The 19652-nt window shown below is 71.3% G+C and carries 15 protein-coding genes; 7 read left to right on the top strand and 8 right to left on the bottom strand.

The window, feature by feature from the left end:
• Nucleotides 1-57 precede the first annotated feature (57 nt).
• Together ITI46_RS24305 and ITI46_RS24300 are read left to right on the top strand one after the other, a co-directional pair.
• The gene (locus ITI46_RS24305) at nt 58-780 is read left to right on the top strand and encodes an NUDIX hydrolase (protein WP_209241859.1); all 723 of its coding nucleotides are present in this window, start codon (nt 58-60) and stop codon (nt 778-780) included.
• A 230-nt stretch (nt 781-1010) separates the two neighbouring features.
• Complete coding sequence (locus tag ITI46_RS24300; RefSeq protein ID WP_209241858.1) at nt 1011-2210, top strand: MarP family serine protease; 1200 nt, start codon at nt 1011-1013, stop codon at nt 2208-2210.
• A gap of 97 nt (nt 2211-2307) precedes the next feature.
• Here the strand turns inward: ITI46_RS24300 and ITI46_RS24295 are convergent, their stop codons facing one another.
• The 6 genes from ITI46_RS24295 to ITI46_RS24270 all read right to left on the bottom strand — a co-directional run bounded on the left by ITI46_RS24295 (nt 2308) and on the right by ITI46_RS24270 (nt 10800).
• Nucleotides 2308-2493, bottom strand: a complete 186-nt coding sequence (locus ITI46_RS24295; RefSeq protein ID WP_209241857.1) for a hypothetical protein — start codon at nt 2491-2493, stop codon at nt 2308-2310.
• A gap of 125 nt (nt 2494-2618) precedes the next feature.
• Nucleotides 2619-3584 (bottom strand): alpha/beta fold hydrolase, encoded by a 966-nt coding sequence (locus ITI46_RS24290; RefSeq protein ID WP_209241856.1) that lies wholly within the window; start codon nt 3582-3584, stop codon nt 2619-2621.
• The gene (locus ITI46_RS24285) at nt 3581-4051 is read right to left on the bottom strand and encodes a phage holin family protein (protein WP_209241855.1); all 471 of its coding nucleotides are present in this window, start codon (nt 4049-4051) and stop codon (nt 3581-3583) included. Before ITI46_RS24285 ends, ITI46_RS24290 begins: the two co-directional genes overlap by 4 nt.
• A 118-nt stretch (nt 4052-4169) precedes the next feature.
• Nucleotides 4170-5606: a Na+/H+ antiporter NhaA gene (gene nhaA, locus ITI46_RS24280; RefSeq protein ID WP_209241854.1), complete on the bottom strand. Its 1437-nt coding sequence runs from the start codon at nt 5604-5606 to the stop codon at nt 4170-4172.
• A 188-nt stretch (nt 5607-5794) separates the two neighbouring features.
• Nucleotides 5795-7762, bottom strand: coding sequence for an acetate--CoA ligase (acs, locus tag ITI46_RS24275; protein WP_209241853.1), 1968 nt, complete (start codon nt 7760-7762; stop codon nt 5795-5797).
• A gap of 377 nt (nt 7763-8139) precedes the next feature.
• The gene (locus tag ITI46_RS24270; protein WP_209241852.1) at nt 8140-10800 is read right to left on the bottom strand and encodes a bifunctional SulP family inorganic anion transporter/carbonic anhydrase; all 2661 of its coding nucleotides are present in this window, start codon (nt 10798-10800) and stop codon (nt 8140-8142) included.
• 261 nt (nt 10801-11061) lie between these two features.
• Here ITI46_RS24270 and ITI46_RS24265 point away from each other — a divergent pair, with 261 nt between their 5' ends.
• Nucleotides 11062-12318 (top strand): polysaccharide deacetylase family protein, encoded by a 1257-nt coding sequence (locus tag ITI46_RS24265; RefSeq protein WP_209241851.1) that lies wholly within the window; start codon nt 11062-11064, stop codon nt 12316-12318.
• Nucleotides 12319-12405: 87 nt separating this feature from the next.
• Here ITI46_RS24265 and ITI46_RS24260 read toward each other — a convergent pair whose 3' ends face one another.
• Nucleotides 12406-13404 (bottom strand): ATP-binding protein, encoded by a 999-nt coding sequence (locus ITI46_RS24260; RefSeq protein ID WP_209241850.1) that lies wholly within the window; start codon nt 13402-13404, stop codon nt 12406-12408.
• Nucleotides 13405-13510: 106 nt separating this feature from the next.
• On the opposite strand from ITI46_RS24260, the gene ITI46_RS24255 reads away from it, so the two are divergent.
• Entirely contained in the window at nt 13511-14386 is an 876-nt protein-coding gene (locus ITI46_RS24255; protein WP_209241849.1) for a Fic family protein, read from the top strand.
• Nucleotides 14387-14849: 463 nt separating this feature from the next.
• Here ITI46_RS24255 and ITI46_RS24250 read toward each other — a convergent pair whose 3' ends face one another.
• A complete protein-coding gene (locus ITI46_RS24250; RefSeq protein WP_209241848.1) occupies nt 14850-15689 on the bottom strand; it encodes an HAD family hydrolase in 840 nt (279 codons plus the stop codon).
• 453 nt (nt 15690-16142) lie between these two features.
• Between ITI46_RS24250 and ssd the strand changes: the two genes are divergently transcribed.
• The 3 genes from ssd to ITI46_RS24235 all read left to right on the top strand — a co-directional run.
• Nucleotides 16143-17303, top strand: a complete 1161-nt coding sequence (gene ssd / locus ITI46_RS24245; RefSeq protein WP_209241847.1) for a septum site-determining protein Ssd — start codon at nt 16143-16145, stop codon at nt 17301-17303.
• Entirely contained in the window at nt 17300-18703 is a 1404-nt protein-coding gene (locus ITI46_RS24240) for a TadA family conjugal transfer-associated ATPase (protein WP_372452061.1), read from the top strand. Before ssd ends, ITI46_RS24240 begins: the two co-directional genes overlap by 4 nt.
• 20 nt (nt 18704-18723) lie before the next feature.
• Nucleotides 18724-19652: type II secretion system F family protein (locus ITI46_RS24235; RefSeq protein WP_209241860.1), on the top strand; the 929-nt coding region annotated here is incomplete at its 3' end.

Below are 19652 nucleotides of genomic sequence, written 5' to 3'. Positions count from 1 at the left end.
GCCCCTGCCCTCCCGCGACCCGGCCGCTGACCCCGCGACCGGAACCGGAGCGGCCCGGTGACGCGTGCCGGACAGTCCTCGGACCGGTCGGCGGACGCGCGCGCGGCCTCCGTACCGGTCGAGGTCAGCGGTGAGGGGCTGCCGGAATGGCTCGTTCCGGTGCGGGACGCTGCGGAGACCGTCGAGGCGGGCCAGCTCAGCCGATTTCTTCCGCCGCGCGACGGCGGAGGCCGGCCCTCCGCCGTCCTGGTGCTCTTCGGCGAGGGCCCGCACGGCCCCGAACTGCTGCTGATGGAGCGCGCCTCCAGCCTGCGCTCGCACGCGGGGCAGCCCTCCTTCCCCGGCGGGGCGCTCGATCCGGAGGACGGTGATCCGGAGGGCGACGGCAGACTGCGGGCCGCGCTGCGCGAGGCCGAGGAGGAGACGGGGCTCGACCCCTCGGGCGTACAGGTGTTCGCCGTACTGCCCAGCCTCTACATCCCTGTGAGCGGTTTCGTCGTCACACCGGTGCTCGGCTGGTGGCGTAGGCCCACGCCGGTGGCGCCGGTGGATCCGGCGGAGACGGCCCGCGTGTTCATGGTTCCCGTCTCGGACCTCACCGACCCGGCCAACCGCGCCATGGCCGTGCACCCGGCCGGACATGTGGGGCCCGCCTTCATGGTGGGCTCGGCGCTGGTGTGGGGGTTCACCGCCGGCCTGATCGACCGCATCCTGCACTACGCGGGCTGGGAGCTGCCCTGGGACCGCGACCGCAGGGTCCCACTCGACTGGCACGCGTGACCCTCCCCGTCGACCGGAGCGGTGACTCGCATGCTCTTCCCGTCGACCGGAGCGGAGCCAGGCGTGACCCTCACACCCGCGCCCTCATGAGACGGTGTCTCTTCCGCTCTTCTGGGCAGCCCCTTACGGGCGGCCGCCCGTAACCGGCGCGGACGCCGACCGCATGCGGCGCGCCGCCGGGGGCGGGGAGTGGACTACTGCGGAGATGGACCCGAGGCGAGGCTGATTCGGTGAACGTGCTGGACGTACTGCTGGTCGTGGCTGCCGTGTGGTTCGCGATCGTCGGCTACCGCCAGGGCTTCGTCGTCGGCATCCTGTCGGTCCTCGGGTTCCTCGGGGGCGGCCTGGTCGCGCTGCTCGTTCTGCCGCTGCTGTGGGACGAGTTCACGGGGGGCGACCGGCCGGGGACGGGGCCTGCGGTCGGCGCCGTGATCCTGGTGATCATCTGCGCCTCGGTCGGCCAGGCCCTCACCACCCACCTGGGCAACAAGCTGCGGCAGTACATCACCTGGTCGCCCGCTCGGGCCCTGGACGCGACGGGGGGCGCCCTCGTCAACGTCCTCGCCATGCTCGTCGTCGCCTGGCTGATCGGCTCCGCGCTGGCGGGTACGTCGCTGCCGACGCTCGGCCGGGAAGTGCGCAGCTCCAACGTCCTGCTCGGCGTCTCGCGGGTGATGCCCCAGCAGGTCAACGCGTGGTTCGCGGACTTCTCCTCCGTACTGGCCGAGAACGGCTACCCGCAGGTCTTCGCGCCCTTCTCCAATGAGCCGATCCGCGAAGTGCCGCCCCCCGACCCCCGACTGGCGGGCAGCCCCGTCGCCGAGCGCGCCAAGCGCAGCATCGTCAAGGTCGTGGGCACGGCACCCAGTTGCGGAAAGGAGCTGGAGGGCACCGGGTTCGTCTTCTCGCGGGGCAGGGTGATGACGAACGCGCACGTCGTCGGCGGCGTACGCCACCCGACCGTGCAGGTCGGCGGCGAGGGGCAGCGCCGTCTCGCGCGCGTCGTGCTCTACGACTGGAAGCGCGACATCGCCGTTCTCGACGTCCCCGGGCTGAAGGCGCCCGCGCTGCGCTTCGCCGAGCAGGACGCGAAGAGCGGCGACGGCGCGATCGTGGCCGGTTTCCCGGAGAACGGCGGCTTCGACGTCCGCTCGGCCCGCGTCCGCGGCCGTATCCAGGCCAACGGCCCCGACATCTACCACCGGGGCACCGTCAGCCGGGACGTCTACTCGCTCTACACCATGATCCGGCAGGGCAACTCCGGCGGCCCGCTGCTCACCCCGAACGGCCGCGTCTACGGCGTGATCTTCGCCAAGTCGCTGGACGACAACCGCACCGGATACGCACTCAGCGCCGACGAGGTGCGCAAGGACATCACCCGCGGACGCACGGCCCATCGGACGGTCAACAGCCAGGGCTGCGCGATCTGACGAGTCCGGGGCGGATGGCCGAGCGGCAGGGCCGGGCCGGGCGCCGGGGCCGGGCGGGCGGCCGTGAGCGACCGGGTGCCCCTCCGGGCTCAGAGGCTCAGGAGCGGTTGTGCCGCAGTCTGGCGCCGACCCAGCGTGCGCGGCGACGCAGAATGCGGGGGATGCCCAGCTCCGCGTCGGAGGGATGCAGCCGGGCCGTGGCGCGCGGGGAAGCCTGGCCGCGCGGGTCCCTCGGAAGGCTGCGGTTACGTGCCACGTCACGGAAGTCGTGCGTCAACCCCATACCAGGGTCCTTGCCCCTGCCTCAAGGTCAGTAATCGCCCCCGGCCGCCACAATCGGCCTATGCGCGGGGCACATGTACCGGGCTGTCGAGCAGATGTACGGAGGCAGATGTACGGAGCCGTCGGTCAGCGGTCCGGCTCCGGGTCGCTGAGCCAGTGGGCCAGTTCGGAGGTGAAGGTCTCCGGGTCCTCCTCGTGCGGCCAGTGCCCCAGCCCGTCGAAGAGCCGCCAGCGGTACGGGGCTTCGACGTACTCGCCCGAACCCGCGGCGCTGCGCGTACGCATCACCGGATCGAGCGAACCGTGCAGATGCAACGTCGGCACCCGGACGGGTCGCTTCATCCGGCGGTAGAACTGCATCCCGTCCGGCCGCGCCAGCGATCGCACCAGCCACCGGTACGGCTCCACCGAACAGTGCGCCGTGGAGGGTACGCACATCGCGCGCCGGTAGTTCTCCACCGCCAGGTCGCCCACGGCGCCGGCGGGTCCTGGCGCCTCTTCGGCCGGGCCGGGCGGTTTGGGGCCTGCCCAGTCCCTGACCAGCCGTTCCACCAGCGCACCGTCGTCCGCCACGAGTTGCCGCTCGGGCAGCCACGGGCGCTGGAACCCCCAGATGTAGGAGCTGGCCGCCGTCTGCCGTACGTCACCCAGCATGGCGGCCCGCCAGCGGCGGGGGTGCGGCATCGAGACGACGACGAGGCGGCGGATCAGCTTGGGCCGCATCGCCGCGGCCGTCCACGCCAGGTAGCCGCCCAGGTCGTGCCCGACCAGTGCCGCGTCGGGCTCGCCCAGCGAGCGGATGACACCGGTCACATCGAGCGCGAGGTTGGCCGGGTCGTAGCCGCGTGGCGTACGGTCGCTGCCGCCCACCCCGCGCAGATCCATGGCCACGGCCCGGTAGCCGGCCTCGGCCAGTGCGGGCAGCTGGTGCCGCCAAGCCCACCAGTACTGCGGAAAACCGTGCAGCAGCAGCACAAGCGGACCCTCGCCCATCTCGGCGATGTGGAACCGCGCCCCATTGGCGGCCACGTCCCGGTGCGTCCAGGGGCCCTCGGGACGGATCACGGCCGCGGGAGAGTCTGCGAGCGTCATACGGACGAGCGTGTCACACCCTGCAGCTGCGGGCGCTCCTTGCCGCCGTCCTCCGCGGCGCGCGGGTGCGGCTTGGCGTACGAGAGGACGGCCGCGCTCTGCTTGGCGGAGGCCATCGACTTCTGCGGGCTCTTGCTCTTGGAGACCTTCTTGAACTTGGCCAGCGCCAGCAGCAGCAGAAGCAGCGCGAGAGCGATGAAGGCGCCGCCGACGATCAGGAAGGACCAGGCGAGACCGAGCCCCAGGTTGTGGATGCCGTAGGCGGCGGCGAAGCTCAGCACGGGCAGCGCGAAGAGCAGCAGGGCCCCGGCGAACAAGGCCGCACCGCTGCCCAGCACACCGCGCTTGACGTCCTGCCGCAGCTCGGCCTTTGCCAGCGCGATCTCGTCGTGCACCAGTGCGGACATCTCGGCAGTGGCCGCTGCGACCAACTGGCCGAGGCTGCGGCCGTCGTCGGCTGCGCTCATCGCTGTCTCTCCCTCGCGGTAGTGAGGCCCCGCAACGGTGCGGGACCGGGCTTTCCCCGGCCGTCGGGCCTCGGTCGGGCTTCCCCTGGTGACCGACTGGTAGCCGGTCAGGCTCAGATCATGCCGGACCATCGTCCGTCACGTCGTGGCGAGTGGCCACCTCGGCGAGCCTGCGGTGTTCGGCCGCCTTCGCCTCGTAGAGCGCCGCCATCCGCAGATGGAACCGGGGGTTGTCCTCCTCGTAGACGTCGGGGATGCCGTCGCCGTCCTCGTCCCTGTCCTCGGCCTCCACCAGCGAACGGTACGTACGGGCCCGCACTTTGAGCACGATCCCGGCGAACACCGCGGCCAGCAGCGAGCCGATCAGCACCGCCGCCTTGGCCTCGTCGGCGAGTACGGCATCGCCGGCGAAGGCCAGTTCGCTGATCAGCAGCGAGACGGTGAAGCCGATGCCGGACAGCGCCGCGATGGCCAGTACGTCGGCCCAGCCCAGCTCCCGGTTCAGCTCCGCCTTGGTGAAGCGCACCGCGGCCCAGGCCCCGCCGAACACGCCGAGCGTCTTGCCCGCCAGCAGGCCGAACACCACGCCCAGCGTCTCCGGCTGGCTGAACACATCTCTCAGCGCCCCGCCGGAGACGGTCACCCCTGCGGCGAACAGCGCGAAGACCGGCACGGCCAGCCCCGCCGAGAGCGGCCTGACCAGATGCTCGATATGCGCGGCCGGCGAGCTCCCCGCCTCCTCGCCCGGCCGCGGCGTGCAGCGCAGCATCAGCCCCATCGCGACCCCGGCGACGGTGGCGTGCACCCCACTGGCGTGCATCAGCGCCCATATGACGAGGGCGAGCGGCACATACACGTACCAGCCGCGCACGCCCCGGTGGTGCAGGAACCAGAAGACCGCCAGCCCGGCGACCGCGCCGGCCAGCGCCCCGAAGCTGATGCCCGCCGAGTAGAAGACGGCGATGATCACGATGGCGCCCAGGTCGTCGACGACGGCCAGGGTCAGCAGAAACGCCCGCAGCGCGGAGGGCAGCCCGGTGCCGAGCACGGCCAGCACCCCCAGCGCGAACGCGATGTCCGTCGCCATCGGGATCGCCCAGCCGCCCAGCTCGCCGCCGCCACCGGCCGCGAAGGCCACATAGACCAGCGCCGGGACGGCCATACCGCACACCGCCGAGACGATCGGCAGCGCGGCGGCCCGCGGATCGCGCAGCTCACCCGCGACCAGCTCCCGCTTGAGCTCGATGCCCGCGACGAAGAAGAAGAGGGTGAGCAGGCCGTCCTTGGCCCAGTCGGCGACCGAGAGGTGCAGATGGAGCGCCTCGGGGCCGAAGTGGAAGTCCTTGACGTCGTCGTAGAGGCTGCTCGCACCGGTGTTGGCGAGCAGCAGGGCGATCACAGCGGCGGCCAGCAGCAGGGTGCCGCCGACGGTTTCGGTACGCAGCGCGTCCGCGAGGAAGCGGCGCTCGCCGAGCGGGAGCCTGTCGAGGAAGACGGAACGGCGGCGGTTGTCGCTGTCGCTGTCGCGGTGGGGCGGGGCGTGCGGCGGAGCCATGGCTGGGCCTCCCGGAGTGGCACGGACACACCTGTGGTGTGTGCCGACCAGACTTCCCGGCTCGCCCACGGTTCTTGGTGTTTTCTTTACTCGCTCCCCAAAGGGTAACCAATACGAGTGAGGGGGCACCCGGCGCGCTGCCGGACGCCCCCTGCCCCGGTTGCCCGGGCGGTGCCCGGGCGCCCGGCTCAGTCCTCGCTGGGTGCGCTCGGCAGCTTGGACTGGATGAGCTCCATCACGGAGGAGTCGGTGAGGGTCTGGGTGTCACCCAGCGTCCGGTTCTCCGCCACGTCCCGCAGCAGCCGGCGCATGATCTTGCCGGAGCGCGTCTTCGGCAGCTCGGCGACCGGCAGGATGCGCTTCGGCTTGGCGATCGGGCCGAGCTGCTTGGCGACGTGTGCCCGCAGCTCCTCGACCAGCGCTTCGTCCTCGTCCGCCCCGCCGCGCAGAATGACGAACGCGCAGATGGCCTGTGTCGTCTGCGGGTCGGTCGCGCCCACGACCGCGGCCTCGGCCACCTTGGGGTGCGAGACCAGCGCCGACTCGACCTCGGTGGTGGAGATGTTGTGCCCGGAGACGAGCATCACATCGTCCACCCGGCCGAGCAGCCAGACATCGCCGTCCTCGTCCTTCTTGGCGCCGTCGCCCGCGAAGTACCTGCCCTCGAACCGCGACCAGTAGGTGTCCAGGAAGCGCTGGTCGTCGCCCCAGATGGTGCGCAGCATCGACGGCCACGGCTCGGTCAGCACGAGGTAGCCGCCGGCGCCGTTGGGCACCTCGTTGGCCTCGTCGTCCACGACCGTCGCCGCGATGCCCGGCAGCGGCACCTGGGCCGAGCCCGGCTTGGCCTCGGTCACGCACGGCAGCGGGCTGATCATGATGCCGCCCGTCTCCGTCTGCCACCAGGTGTCCACCACGGGGGTGCGGTCGCCGCCGATGTGGTGCCGATACCAGACCCACGCCTCGGGGTTGATGGGCTCGCCCACCGAACCCAGGATGCGCAGCGAGGACATGTCGAACTTGGCGGGGATGTCGTCGCCCCACTTCATGCTCGCGCGGATCGCGGTCGGCGCGGTGTAGAGGAGGGAGACCTTGTACTTCTGCACGATCTCCCACCAGCGGCCCTTGTGCGGCGAGTCGGGAGTTCCCTCGTAGAGCACTTCGGTCGCGCCGTTGGCGAGCGGGCCGTAGACGATGTACGAGTGCCCGGTCACCCAGCCGACGTCCGCGGTGCACCAGAAGACATCGGTCTCCGGCTTGAGGTCGAAGACCGCGTGGTGGGTGTAGGCGACCTGTGTGAGGTAGCCACCGGTGGTGTGCAGGATGCCTTTCGGCTTACCCGTGGTGCCGGAGGTGTACAGGATGAACAGCGGGTGCTCCGCGTCGAAGTCCTGCGGCGTGTGCTGCTCGGACTGGCGGCCGACCACCTCGTGCCACCACAGGTCGCGCTCCTCGTTCCAGGAGATGTCCTCCTGGCCGGTCCGCTTCACCACCAGTACGTTGCGGACCTTCTCGGTGCCAGGACGGGTCAGCGCCTCGTCGACGGCCGGCTTGAGCGCGGACGGGGCTCCCTTGCGGTAGCCGCCGTCGGCGGTGATGACGACGCGCGCGTCCGCGTCCTCGATACGGGTCGCCAGCGCGTCCGCCGAGAAGCCGCCGAAGACGACCGAGTGCGGCGCCCCGATGCGCGCGCACGCCAGCATCGCGACGACCGTCTCCGGAATCATCGGCATGTAGATGGCGACCCGGTCGCCCGCCTGCACACCCAGCTCCGTCAGCGCGTTGGCGGCCTGCGAGACCTCCCGCTGGAGGTCGGCGTAGGTCAGCGTACGGGTGTCACCGGGCTCGCCCTCGAAGTTGATGGCGACGCGGTTGCCACGGCCTGCCTCCACGTGGCGGTCCACGCAGTTGTAGGCGACGTTGAGCTTGCCGTCCTTGAACCACTTGGCGAACGGCGGGTTCGACCAGTCCAGGGTCTCGGTCGGCTCGGTCCCCCAACTCAGCCGCCGCGCCTGCTCCGCCCAGAAACCCAGCCGGTCGGCCTTGGCCTGCTCGTACGCCGCAGCGGTGACATTGGCGTTGGCGGCCAGCTCGGCGGGCGGGGCGAACCGCCGCTCCTCCTTCAGCAGGTTGGAGAGGGAAGGACTCTCGTTCATGTCGGCTCCCGTCGGCAAGTGGTGTAGACCAATACCTGTACTGGCATGCTTAGTGATCGCGGGAGCCCGGTCAACCCCCAGGCGATCCTGGCACCTCGGACCCTGCTGGGTACAGCGGCAATCAGGGAGTCATTGCGTGTCGTTCTGCCGCACTTACCAGTGTGGCGCTCCTGCGCACCGGGAAGCGCCACTGCGGCACTTGATCGCGGCTCCCCGCCCACTGAAACGACCGCCCAAGGCGTCTCGGTGGCCCTGCGGCTTGCCGACGGTTCGGCGACCCGGGGTTGATCCGGCGAACTGGGGGTTGATCCGGTGAACTGATGGTTGGTTCCGGGGCTCAGTTGGCCGGTGCCGGGTCCCGGGTCAGCCGCCGTCTGTCACGAGACCACCGGGTCGGGTCTCACCGCGGCGAACACCGGCTCGGCCCCCCGAACGCCGTTGACCGCCGTGTCCAGCACATAGGTCTGGGCCTCGCCCACGTCGAAATACATGCCGTGCAACTCCAGCGTCCCCTCACGCAGCCGCCGGGCCACGCACTTGTGCGCTGCCAGATGCTCCAACTGCTGGACGACGTTGGTGAGACAGAGCGCCTCCAGCGCGTCCGCCGTCTCCCGCTCCGCCAGCCGCGGGGTTGCCTCCGCGGCAGTGCGGAGCCGTTCCAGGGTGGGCCTGGCGTGCCGCAGCCAGCGGCCGAGCGGGGTCTCAGCCGCAGCCTCGCCGGCCCCCTGTCCCGCCGCTGACCCGCTGTGCAGCGCCTGCATCGCACCACACCCCGAGTGCCCGCATACGGTCACCGATTCGACCCGGAGCACATCGACGGCGTACTCGATCGCCGCCGCCACCGACTGGTCGCCGCTCTCCTCGCCGGGCGGCGGAACCAGATTGCCCACATTGCGGACGGTGAACAGGTCGCCGGGGCCGCTGGAGGTGATCATGCTGGTGACCAGGCGGGAGTCGGCGCAGGCGAGGAAGAGCTGGGAGGGCCGCTGACCCTCCCGGGCCAGCCGCGCCAGCTCGTCGCGGACCAGCGGAGCCGTGGTGCGCTGGAAGTTGCGCACCCCGCCCAGCAGTTGCCCGCGCCGTGCCCGGGTCTGTGTATGTGTCTGGGTCTGTGTAGGGGTCTGTGTCTGTGCGCGGTGCCTGCTCCGCGCGGAGACGCTTGCGTTCGGCGGGCCCAGCTCCTGGGCGGCGGGCCCGGAATCGGGGGTGCTGTTGTCGTGCGGGGCGCCGTTGCCGTGTGGGCGGCTTTCGCCGTGCGGGGTGCCGTTGCCGTGCTGGGTGCCGTCGCTGAGCGGGCTGTCGCCGGGGTTGCCGCCACCATGGGCGCCGTCCATGGGGCGACCGCCGCTATGCGTTCTGTCGCCATACGCGCCGTCGCCGGCGGCAGGACTGTCGTGCGAGCTCGCGGTCCCGTCGGCGGGCGGGCGCGTGCACTGGTGGTTGCGCCAGGGCGTCCACGGCGAACAGGTGTGCGCTGTCGAGGGCTCACCGATCTCCTGCCCGGCGCGGCTGCTGACCTCCGCCTCGCCCCCCGTGGCCGTATGGGCGGCCCGCCAGTCCTCCAGCGCCTCGAACGCCGCATGGTCCATGAAAGATCCCTCCAGTTCCACCACTGCTCTCGCCCCCTCGGGGACCTGGGCGAGCGCCCGGCTCAGCCGGGGCACGGCCAGAAACGTCAACTGCCCCCGCACCACCACCCGGTAGCCCCCGTCCGGGCGAGGCGCGCACTCGCTGCCTGCGTCGTGCTCCACAAAGACCCGTGCCCCCGCCAGCCGGTGCAGCGCGACGGCCACCGCCATGGCGATCCCCAGACCGACCCCCTCCAGCACGCCCAGCAGCACGACCCCCACCGCCGTTGTGCCGAACACCAGCGCCTCTCGGTGCCGTGCCACGGTTCTGATCCGGCCAGGGCTGATCATCCGTACCCCCACGACCATCACCAGCGCCCCCAGCGCCGCCAGGGGGATCAGCTCCAGCACCTCAACCAGAAGCCCGGCCGCCAGCAGCACCCACACCCCCTGCAACAGCGCCGAGTTCCGGCTGGTGGCGCCCGCGGCGATGTTCGCCGCGCTGCGCACCGCGACCCCGGTGACGGGCAGCCCGCCCAGCGCTCCCGAGACCGCGTTCGCCACGCCGTGTGCCCGCAGCTCCCGGTCCAGGTCGCTGCGCGGCACACCTTCTTTTCCGGTGCTCCGCCCGGCCGCGAGCTTGTCGGCCGCGACGGCGGACAACAGCGCCTGCACGCTGGCGACCAGAGCCAGCGTCAGCACTGCCGTTCCCAACCCGAGCACCGGCCCTTCCGGCAGCTCGGGCAGTGCGTGCGAGCGCCAGGAAGGGAGGTCCACCCGGGGAAGCCGCGCATCGGCCGACACAGCGGCGAGGGTGGCCAGGCCGACTGCCGCGAGCGCGGCCGGCACTCTCCCGATGACCGCGCCGAGCGGCCCGCCACGCTCCTTCAGCAAGGGCCAGGCCAGCAGCACCACGACGGTCAGCGCGCTGACGGAGAGCGCTGCGGGCTGGACCGAGATGATCCGTCCCGGCAGCTCCAGCGCGTTGGTGAGCGGCGAGCTGTCGGGAGCGCCGCCGAGCATCACATGGAGTTGGGCCAGCGCGATGGTGCCGCCGATCCCCGCCAGCATCCCGTGCACGACGGCCGGGCTCACGGCGAGGGCGGAGCGCGCCACCCGCAGGAAGCCGAGCCCGAGCTGGGCGACGCCCGCGAGGACGGTGATCCCGCAGGTGGTCTGCCAGCCGTACTCCTGGATCAGCTCGGCCGTGATGACGGTCAGCCCCGCAGCGGGGCCGGTGATCTGCAACGGGGCACCGCCGAGCCAACCGCAGACCAGACCGCCCACGGCTGCTGCCACCAGCCCTGACTGGAGCGGGGCACCTGCGGCCAGCGCGATACCGAGGGAGAGCGGGAGCGCGATCAGGAAGACCGTGACGGACGCGGAAAGCTCCGCCGACCAGCGCTGACGTGCATTGGAGCGGTCCGCGCGTACGGCCGGACGGCTGCGCACCGGGGTGCGTTGGGACATCGCGCCTCCTCCCGAGGTCGGCACCGTGCGTGATCGTCTGGTTACTTCCAGGCGGAAGTAAAAGAAGAGTAATGCCAAGTAAAGCCTTGGCGAAGTTCGGAGTGGGTTCTGGCCGCCCGCGTTCCACCCATCGAGTGAACGGCGCCTGAAAAGCCGCTTGTCCTATTTGTCTTATTAACGTCTCGTGTCACTTTTGTCCGCGTGGCAGCGCCGGTCCCGCTCGGAGACCGACGAGACAAGGCGAGAGGACGAGGTGAGCCGATGGCAGCCACGCGAAGAAGATCCGCTCTCACCACCGCGGTCCTGGCGGCGCTGGCGCTGTCCCTGGCCGTCGGCGGATGCTCGGGCGGCGACGGTGCGCGAAGACCGGAGGAGTCGTCCGGCGGAGCGCCGCAGGCGGGACCCCAGGGCAAGGTCCAGCTCCTGGGGGACGGATCGACCTCGCTGACGGGGCGCCAGCCCTTCCAGCCGACCCCGCGCCGGCTGACGCCCGGCAAGAAGCCGCCGCAGTTCGTCGTCTTCTCCTGGGACGGCGCCGGCGAGGACGGCAAGAAGCTCTTCTCCCGCTTCCGCAAGGCGGGCAAGAAGTACGGCGCGGCGCAGACCTACTTCCTCAGCGGCGTCTACGCGCTGCCAGAGGGCGAGGCGAAACGTTACGCCCCACCCGGTCACCCGCCGGGCGCATCCGACATCGGCTACCTCAAGGACAAGAACGTGCGGGCCACGCTCCGTCAGGTCCGCAAGGCGTGGCTGGACGGGAGCGAGATCGGCACGCACTTCAACGGCCACTTCTGCGGACCCGACGGCGTGGAGTCCTGGTCCGTCGACCAGTGGAAGAGCGAGATCAGGCAGGCCCGCTGGTTCGTCCAGAACTGGAAGACGACGACGGGCTGGCAGAAGGCCCGAGCCCTCCCGTTCGACTACGAGCGGGAGTTGATCGGCGGCCGTACCCCCTGCCTCGAGGGCCAGGAGAATCTGCTGAAGGCCGCCGGGCAGCTGGGCTTCCGCTACGACTCCAGTGGCAACGGCACCCAGGTGTGGCCGGACAAACGGCACGGCCTGTGGGATGTGCCGCTGCAGCAGGTACCCGTCCCGGGTCGCGGGTTCGAGACGCTGTCGATGGACTACAACTTCCTCGCCAACCAGTCCGGAACCGTCGATGGTGCGGTGGAGAAGCGGCCCGAGTGGAAGCGCCAGATGCGCGACGGCCTGCTGCAGGGCTTCCAGCGCGCCTATGAGGGCAACCGCGCACCGTTGATCATCGGCAACCACTTCGAGGACTGGAACGGCGGCATCTACATGGACGCCGTCGAGGACGTCATGAAGACCGTCTGCCGCAAGAAGGACGTCCGCTGCGTGTCGTTCCGCCAGCTCGTCGACTGGCTGGACGCACAGGACCCGCGCACGCTCGCCAAGCTGCGCACCCTGGAGGTGGGGGAGAAACCGGCCGGCGGCTGGCGTTCCTTCCTCTCCCGGGACTCGCCGGCACCGAACGCGAGGGCTGCGAAGTCCCGCTGAACCGGCTTCCCCGTTCCGGGCCGTGCAGCCCGGAACGGGGGAGTGCAGCCGCGTGACCGTACCGCTCCGCCGGTTGTTCCGTGATCGTCAGGCGGGCTGGGGGGCCGCCGCAGCCTCCTGCCGATCCTCGTGCAGGACGAACGAGGGGTCCACCTGGGCCGCGAGGTCGGTCCCGGTCCTGGCGTTGCCCCAGCTCTCCGCGTTGCGCAGATGGAAGTGGACCATCTGGCGGGTGTAGCGCCTCCAGTCGCGCAGTTCATAGGAGGCGTCGGCCGTCTCGTAAAGGGTGGCCAGAGAGCGGGAATTGTCCTCCTCCAGTTCGGCGAAAGGACGCGGGCGGCCCTTCTCCATGGCGTGCACCCAGTCCGAGTGGCCGAAGGTCTCCAGCAGGTCGTCGCCCACCTCCTGGCGCAGGAAGTCGATGTCGTCCGCGCTCTGCACCTTGTTGCCGACGACCTTCAGCTGGACGCCGAAGTCCCGTGCGTACTCCTTGTACTGCCGGTAGACGGAGACTCCCTTGCGGGTCGGCTCGGCCACCAGGAAGGTCATGTCGAAGCGGGTGAACATCCCGGAGGCGAAGGAATCGCTGCCCGCCGTCATATCGACGACCAGGAACTCCTCGCGGCCGTCGACGAGATGGTTCAACAGCAGTTCCACAGCGCCCGTCTTCGAGTGGTAGCAGGCCACTCCCAGATCCGACTCGGTGAACGGCCCGGTGGCCAGCAGCCGGATGCCCCCGCCGTCCAGTGCGACAGTGCGCGCACAGGCATCGTAAACCGGGTTGTCTTCTTGCAGGCGGAGCAGCCGCGAGCCCTCGCCGGGCGGCGTCGTCTTGATCATCTTCTCGGCGGAGCCGATACGCGGGTTGCTGCCCCGCAGGTAATCCTTGATGAGCGGCAGGTGCGCGCCCATCGCGGGCAGCGCCGCGGACTCGGCGTCGTCCAGGCCCAGCGCCGCACCCAGGTGCTGATTGATATCGGCGTCGACGGCGACCACGGGTGCGCCCCGGAAAGCGAGATGGCGCACGAACAACGAGGACAGCGTGGTCTTGCCGCTGCCGCCCTTCCCTACGAAAGCGATCTTCATGTTCAATAGCGTAAGCCGCTGCGGACAGTGGATCGGCCGGCTCGAGTGAAGAAGACCACTCGATCGTGGGGTTGGGCCGCCCGGCCGGGTGCGTAGGGTCGTACGCATGAGTAGCACCGCTCGCCCCGAGGACGGCGACAGGTCGAAGACTTCGGCGCCCGGCACCTCCACGGCCGACCCGCTGGCCCCTCTCGCCGCGCTGCCGGGCGTGCCGGAGGCCGTCGAATCCGTGCGCAAGTCCGTGGACCGGGTCTACGGGCACCGCATCATGCGCCGTCGCAGCAGCGAGGTCAGCGCGGAGGCCGCGCTGCGCGGAGCCCGTGCCACGGCCGCCGTGGAAGGTGTCGACTGGGCGCTCGAAGAGGTGCGCCGGCGCAGCGACTTCGGCGCCGAACCGGAGGCACGCACGGTCGGTGCGGCGCTGCGGGTGACGGCCGAGGCGGGGCAGCTCCTCGACATCTGGCAGCAGTCACCGCTGCGCGTGCTGGCCCGGCTGCACCTGGTGGCGGCCGGCGGCGTGGCGCCCGAGGACACCGTCGGCCGCCCGCGACGCCCCGGGGAGCCGGTCGAGGGCCCTGAGCTGGGCCTGGAGCTGCCCGGCGCGGACGAGGTCGCGGCCCGGCTGGACGGCCTTGCGCAGCTCATCGCGGGCAGCACCTCGGCTCCGGCGCTGGTCGCCTCGTCGGTGGTGCACGGCGAACTGCAGGTGCTGCGCCCGTTCGGCTCGTACAACGGGCAGGTCGCGCGGGCCGCGGAGCGCGTCGTGCTGATCGGCAGCGGGCTCGACCCCAAGGCCATCTGTCCGGCCGAAGTGGGCCATGCGGAGCTGGGCCGGGAGGCGTATCTGACCGCCCTGGCCGGTTACGCCTCAGGAACACCCGAAGGGATGAGCGAGTGGATCGCTCACTGTGGGCGCGCGGTCGAGCTCGGCGTCCGCGAGAGCACCGCTGTCTGCGAGGCGATGCAGCGGGGCGCGGCCTGAGCCGCGGTCTTGACGCGGTCCGAGGGCAAGCAGGGTGCGACAGCGAGAGGGACGCGCATATGTGACGGCCCCGCCACCAAGGGCGGGGCCGTCACTGGCATGTCCACCGGGTTACCAGTGCGTGCTTCACAATGCGTCCGGACATCAGGGTGGGTCGTTGCCCTTCCCTGACGGGACCTGCCCGATCGCGGGCTCTGCGTCGCGTGGGTGCCCGGTATTCATGCAATCCGGTCCGTGGGGCCATTGCGTAGAACGGATTCCTTTCGGATTCCGCTGGTCTCGCGGGCCGTCAACTCCTTTGTACTCCGTGCCGGAGCTGAGCGGAAGTCCTGCACCCGCAACTTTACTTTTGCCCTCAACTGCGGGCGTATGGCGCGGAACCGGACATCGCTCATTGAAGTGGAGCGAAGGTGGCGGCACAAAAGAGGATCGAAGCGGACAGGGCGTCAAGCGCGGAAGAGTCTCAAAAGGGACGGAGGCCTGGTCGGCGGCGGTTGTTGAACCACACGAACCCCGCTGTCGCCGCGGCGGCTCCCACCGCGACAGCTGTCAGGGCAAGCGCCGGCCGGGACGGCATCGAGAGCGAGGGGATGCGCTGCTTGAGCCGGACGGGGCGGGAGAACGTCAGGACGGGCCAGTCGCGCGCGAGTGCTTCCTTGCGCAGCGCCCGGTCCGGGTTGACGGCGTGCGGATGGCCGACGGTCTCCAGCATCGGCAGGTCCGTGACCGAGTCGCTGTAGGCGTAGCAGCGCGCCAGGTCGTACCCCTCGGACTCCGCCAGCTCCCGGATGGCCTCGGCCTTCGTCGGCCCGTAGGCGTAGTACTCGATCTCTCCGGTGAAGCGGCCGTCCTCGACGACCATCCGCGTGGCGACCACCCGGTCGGCACCGATCATCCGGCCGATCGGCTCGACCACCTCGGCGCCCGAAGAGGAGACGATGACCACGTCCCGGCCGGCCAGGTGGTGCTTCTCGATGAGAGAGGCGGCCTCGTCGTAGATGATGGGGTCGATCAAATCGTGAATGGTCTCCGCGACGATCTCCCTGACCTGCTCGACATCCCAGCCGCGGGCGAGTCCTGAGAGGTACTCGCGCATCCGCTCCATCTGGTCGTGATCGGCACCTCCGAGGAGATATACGAACTGCGCGTAGGCAGTCCGCAGCACTGCGCGGCGATTGATCAGGCCACCCTGGTAGAAGGACTTGCCGAACGTGAGCGTGCTCGACTTCGCAATGACCGTCTTGTCCAGATCGAAGAAGGCGGCTGTGCGGGGCATCGCGAGATTTTCCACGCCCCTGAGCATAGGCGCCCACCATTCGGCGTACTCTGGGGCGCGTGGGTTTGCCTGAGAAGGCTCTCGGGTACACCATGGAAGTCACGGATCGTTCGCGACCGTGCTAACCCGGCCCGACTCCTCCCCCCCCCGAGTCGGCCGTGGGGACGACCCCCGCTCTCCCCCCCGGCGGGGGTCGTCGCATGTCCGGGGGCATTTCTCCGCCTCGGCCCGCAGCGGCCGGGGCTTTTTCGATCTTTGGGGACCGGACTCCCGGATTCCCCGGATCAGTAACAGTGTGTAATCGCAAGGCTGCTCTCCGATAGTCACTGGTTTGGGTGAGCAAGTTATTCACAGTCTCTGGGTTGTCCACAGTTTTCGACCATGATCAACAAGTTTTTCCGGTTCGCTGCACCGTGAATCCCGTCGGCGTCCGCAGCGGTTTGCGGACGCGAGTGCCAACTGACGGGGAGGGGCCGGATCATGGCCGAAAACATTCTGATTGTCACCGAGGACGAGGAACTTCTCGATGACCTACTGCGACTGTGCGCAGCCGCCGGGACCGAGCCCCAGGTCGCGCACGGAGGCCCGGCGAGCCGGACGGGATGGGCGTCGTGGAGCGGCGCCGCCTCCTGGGAACGGGCCCCTCTCGTGCTCGTCGGGGACGACTGCGCCCGAGCTTCGGGCTTCGGCGAAGCTCCCGGCCCCGGCCAGGCCGCGCCCGGCACCGCCGGGACGGTGCCACGGCGGCCAGGGGTGCTGCTGGTGGGACGGGACTGGGACGACCCGGGCGTATGGGAGCGCGGAGTCCGCGTGGGCGCCGAGAGCGTGGTCCTGCTGCCCGACGCGGAGAACTGGCTGACCGGCCGGATCGCCGACGCGCTGGAGGGCGTCGGCCAGGCGGCGCTGACCGTCGGGGTCGTCGGTGGGCGGGGCGGAGCCGGCGCCTCCACCCTGGCGTGTGCCCTGGCGGTCACGGCGGCTCGCGCCGGAGAGCAGACCACGCTCATCGACGCCGACCCGCTCGGCGGCGGCCTCGACATCCTGCTGGGCCTGGAGCAGGCGCAGGGTCTGCGGTGGCCGGACCTCGCGGAGTCCCGGGGCCGGGTCGGCAGCGCGGCCCTCGCCGAGTCCCTGCCGCGCTCCCACGGCCTGAGCCTGCTCAGCTGGGACCGGGGCGACCGGGCTCTGGTACCGGCCGACGCCATGAAGTCGGTGCTCTCAGCCGCGCGGCGGCGCGGCGGCGTGGTCGTCGTCGACCTTCCGCGGCAGGTGGACGAAACCGTCGCGGAAGGGCTGGTGCAGCTCGACCTCGGGCTGGCCGTCGTACCCGCCGAGCTGCGTGCCGTCGCCGCCGCCCACCGGGTGGCAGCCCGGATGCAACTGGTGGTCCGCGATCTGCGGGCAGTGGTGCGGACTCGCGGCGGCCCGCGCGGCGCTCGCGGCTACGACGCGGGGCTGGACGACGCGGAGGTCGCCCGGCTGCTGGGACTGCCGCTGGCCGGGGAGCTGCCCTGGGAGCGCGGCCTGCTGGAAGACATCGACCGTGGCAGGCCACCCGGCTCCGCGAAGGACGGCGCGCTGGCCCGCTTCTGCGGGCGCTTCTGGGAGCGTGCGCTCAGCAGGGGCGAGGTGGCGGTGTGAGCGGGGCGGACAAGAGCTCACGGGGCGCTGCGGCGGCACTTGGGCCCACTGAGCCTGGAGGGGCCGCAGGGGCTGGAACCCGGCTGCTGGACTCGGTACGGCGCAGCCTCGCCGAGGCCGGGGCCGAGCCGACCCCCGCCCGGGTGGCGGCCGCGCTCCGGGCCCAGGGCCGGCTGATGGGGGACAGTGCGGTGCTGGGCGTCGTGGAGAGCCTGCGCTCCGAACTGGTCGGCGCAGGCCCACTGGAACCCCTGCTGGCGGACCCGGAGGTCACCGATGTGCTGGTGACCGCACCCGACCAGATCTGGGTCGACAGGGGTCAGGGCCTGGAGCTCACCCCGGTGCGCTTCCCCGATGCGGGTGCGGTCCGCCGGCTCGCACAGCGGCTGGCGACCTCGGCGGGGCGCCGTCTCGATGACGCCCGCCCCTGGGTCGACGCCCGGCTTCCGGACGGCACCCGGCTGCACGCGGTGCTGCCTCCAGTGGCCGTGGGCTCCACCTGCCTGTCGCTGCGGGTGGTACGCCCCCGGGCGTTCGCTCTCGATGAGCTCGTCGCCGCCGGGACGGTGCCACCGGGCGGGGAGCGGCTGCTGCGAGCCGTGCTGGAGGCGCGTCTCTCCTTCGTCGTCAGCGGCGGCACCGGGTGCGGCAAGACGACGCTGCTCTCCACACTGCTGGGCCTGGTCGCCCCGGACGAACGCATCGTCCTCGCCGAGGACTCGGCGGAACTGCAGCCCGACCACCCCCACGTGGTGCGACTGGAAGCACGCCCGGCCAACCAGGAGGGCGCAGGCCGCGTGGAGTTGCGGGATCTGGTCCGGCAGGCACTGCGCATGCGGCCCGACAGGCTGGTCGTGGGCGAGGTCAGGGGTCCGGAGGTCACGGATCTGCTGGCCGCTTTGAATACCGGCCATGAGGGCGGCTGTTCCACTGTCCATGCGAACGCCGCCGCAGATGTTCCGGCCCGCCTCGAGGCCCTTGGCACGACGGCGGGGCTGGATCGGGCGGCGCTGCACAGCCAGTTGGCGGCCGCGCTGGATGTGATCGTGCATCTGGTGCGAGGCCGCGACGGCAGGCGCCGGATCGCCCAGATCCATGTGCTGGAGCGGGACGCCGCCGGGCTGGTGACGACCGTACCCGCCGCCGTGTGGAGCGGGCCGGGCGGACGTCGGCACGGCGCTGGAGCCGAGGCGAGCGGGTTTGTCCGCGAACGAGGCTGGCGCCGACTGGAGGAGCTGTGTATGCGGCGCTGCCCCGAGGCCCTGCCCGGTGTGGGCCTGTGGGCAAGTGGCGAGGCAGCCAGGGGCGGCGATGACGGGCGGCCCGCTGCGGTGTCCGGTGGGCCGGCCGGTGCGGCGGCAGGTCCGTGGCCAGGGACTGAGGGGGCAGGGGTTCGATGACGGTGGCGATCGGGGCCGTAATGGCCGGGACGGAGCCCTCGGTGGCGTACGCCGCGTATGCCGCGGCGGTGTGCGCCGGGGCGGCGGCCTGGCTGATGACGGGGCGGCAGGACGGAACGCGGCGGGCCAGGCTGTTGCTTGCAGCGGGAGGGGAGGCGGCGGTCCGGCGGCCGCCCTTCGAACCGCCCGGCTGGTGGCATGGCGCCGCTGCGGCAGTGCGGGGCCGGCTGCGCGGCGGACGACTGGGTGAGCGGGCCGGACGAGAGTGGTGGTGTCTGCCCGGAGGGCTTCTGGTGGCGCTGCTGGGGCGGTCCTGGATCCCGCTGGTGGCCGGACTTGCCGCGATTCCACTGGTACGTCGCCTGCTGCGGCGGCGGGCTGCGGAGCGGGTGGCCCGGGAGAGGGAGACTGCCGTGGTCCGGCTCTGCACGGCGGTGGCCGGTGAACTGCGGGCAGGCAGGCAGCCTGACGGTGCGCTGCTCGCCGTAGAGCGCGGCGCGCTGCGGAGCTTCGGTGACGCGGGGGCTGCGGTGCTCGCGGCGGCCCGATTCGGCGGTGATGTGCCCGCGGCGTTGCGGGAGGCGGCACTGCTGCCCGGTGCGGAGGGGCTTGCCGGGGCTGCGGCCTGCTGGCAGGTGGCGGTCGAAGGCGGAGCAGGACTGGCCGAGGGCCTGGAGAAGGTTGCCGGAGCGGTGCGCTCACGTGGGGAGCAGCGCGAGGACTTGCGGGCGCAGCTGGCGGGCCCTCGCTCGACCGCCCTGGTGCTCGCTCTGCTGCCGGTCTTCGGGCTGGCCCTGGGCGCGGCCATGGAAGCCGACCCTTTGTGGATCCTGCTGCATACCCCCGCAGGTCTCCTCTGTCTGTCGGTCGGTCTGCTGCTGGAGTGGGCCGGTCTGTTCTGGGTCGCCCGCATCGTGCGCTCGGCCGAGGGGACGGGCTTGGCCGAGGG

The organism is Streptomyces oryzae, from assembly GCF_017676365.1.
Lineage (GTDB): Bacteria > Actinomycetota > Actinomycetes > Streptomycetales > Streptomycetaceae > Streptomyces > Streptomyces oryzae.
The sequence above is the reverse complement of the archived record's forward strand: the minus strand, read 5'-3'. Positions and strand labels throughout refer to the sequence as shown.

What these genes read in the sequence shown, in the direction of transcription:
- ITI46_RS24295 (WP_209241857.1), bottom strand. Translation starts at nt 2,493, where the DNA reads ATGGGGTTGACGCACGACTTCCGTGACGTGGCACGTAACCGCAGCCTT.
- ITI46_RS24290 (WP_209241856.1), bottom strand. Translation starts at nt 3,584, where the DNA reads ATGACGCTCGCAGACTCTCCCGCGGCCGTGATCCGTCCCGAGGGCCCC.
- ITI46_RS24285 (WP_209241855.1), bottom strand. Translation starts at nt 4,051, where the DNA reads ATGAGCGCAGCCGACGACGGCCGCAGCCTCGGCCAGTTGGTCGCAGCG.
- nhaA (WP_209241854.1), bottom strand. Translation starts at nt 5,606, where the DNA reads ATGGCTCCGCCGCACGCCCCGCCCCACCGCGACAGCGACAGCGACAAC.
- acs (WP_209241853.1), bottom strand. Translation starts at nt 7,762, where the DNA reads ATGAACGAGAGTCCTTCCCTCTCCAACCTGCTGAAGGAGGAGCGGCGG.
- ITI46_RS24270 (WP_209241852.1), bottom strand. Translation starts at nt 10,800, where the DNA reads ATGTCCCAACGCACCCCGGTGCGCAGCCGTCCGGCCGTACGCGCGGAC.
- ITI46_RS24265 (WP_209241851.1), top strand. Translation starts at nt 11,062, where the DNA reads ATGGCAGCCACGCGAAGAAGATCCGCTCTCACCACCGCGGTCCTGGCG.
- ITI46_RS24260 (WP_209241850.1), bottom strand. Translation starts at nt 13,404, where the DNA reads ATGAAGATCGCTTTCGTAGGGAAGGGCGGCAGCGGCAAGACCACGCTG.
- ITI46_RS24255 (WP_209241849.1), top strand. Translation starts at nt 13,511, where the DNA reads ATGAGTAGCACCGCTCGCCCCGAGGACGGCGACAGGTCGAAGACTTCG.
- ITI46_RS24250 (WP_209241848.1), bottom strand. Translation starts at nt 15,689, where the DNA reads ATGCTCAGGGGCGTGGAAAATCTCGCGATGCCCCGCACAGCCGCCTTC.
- ssd (WP_209241847.1), top strand. Translation starts at nt 16,143, where the DNA reads ATGGCCGAAAACATTCTGATTGTCACCGAGGACGAGGAACTTCTCGAT.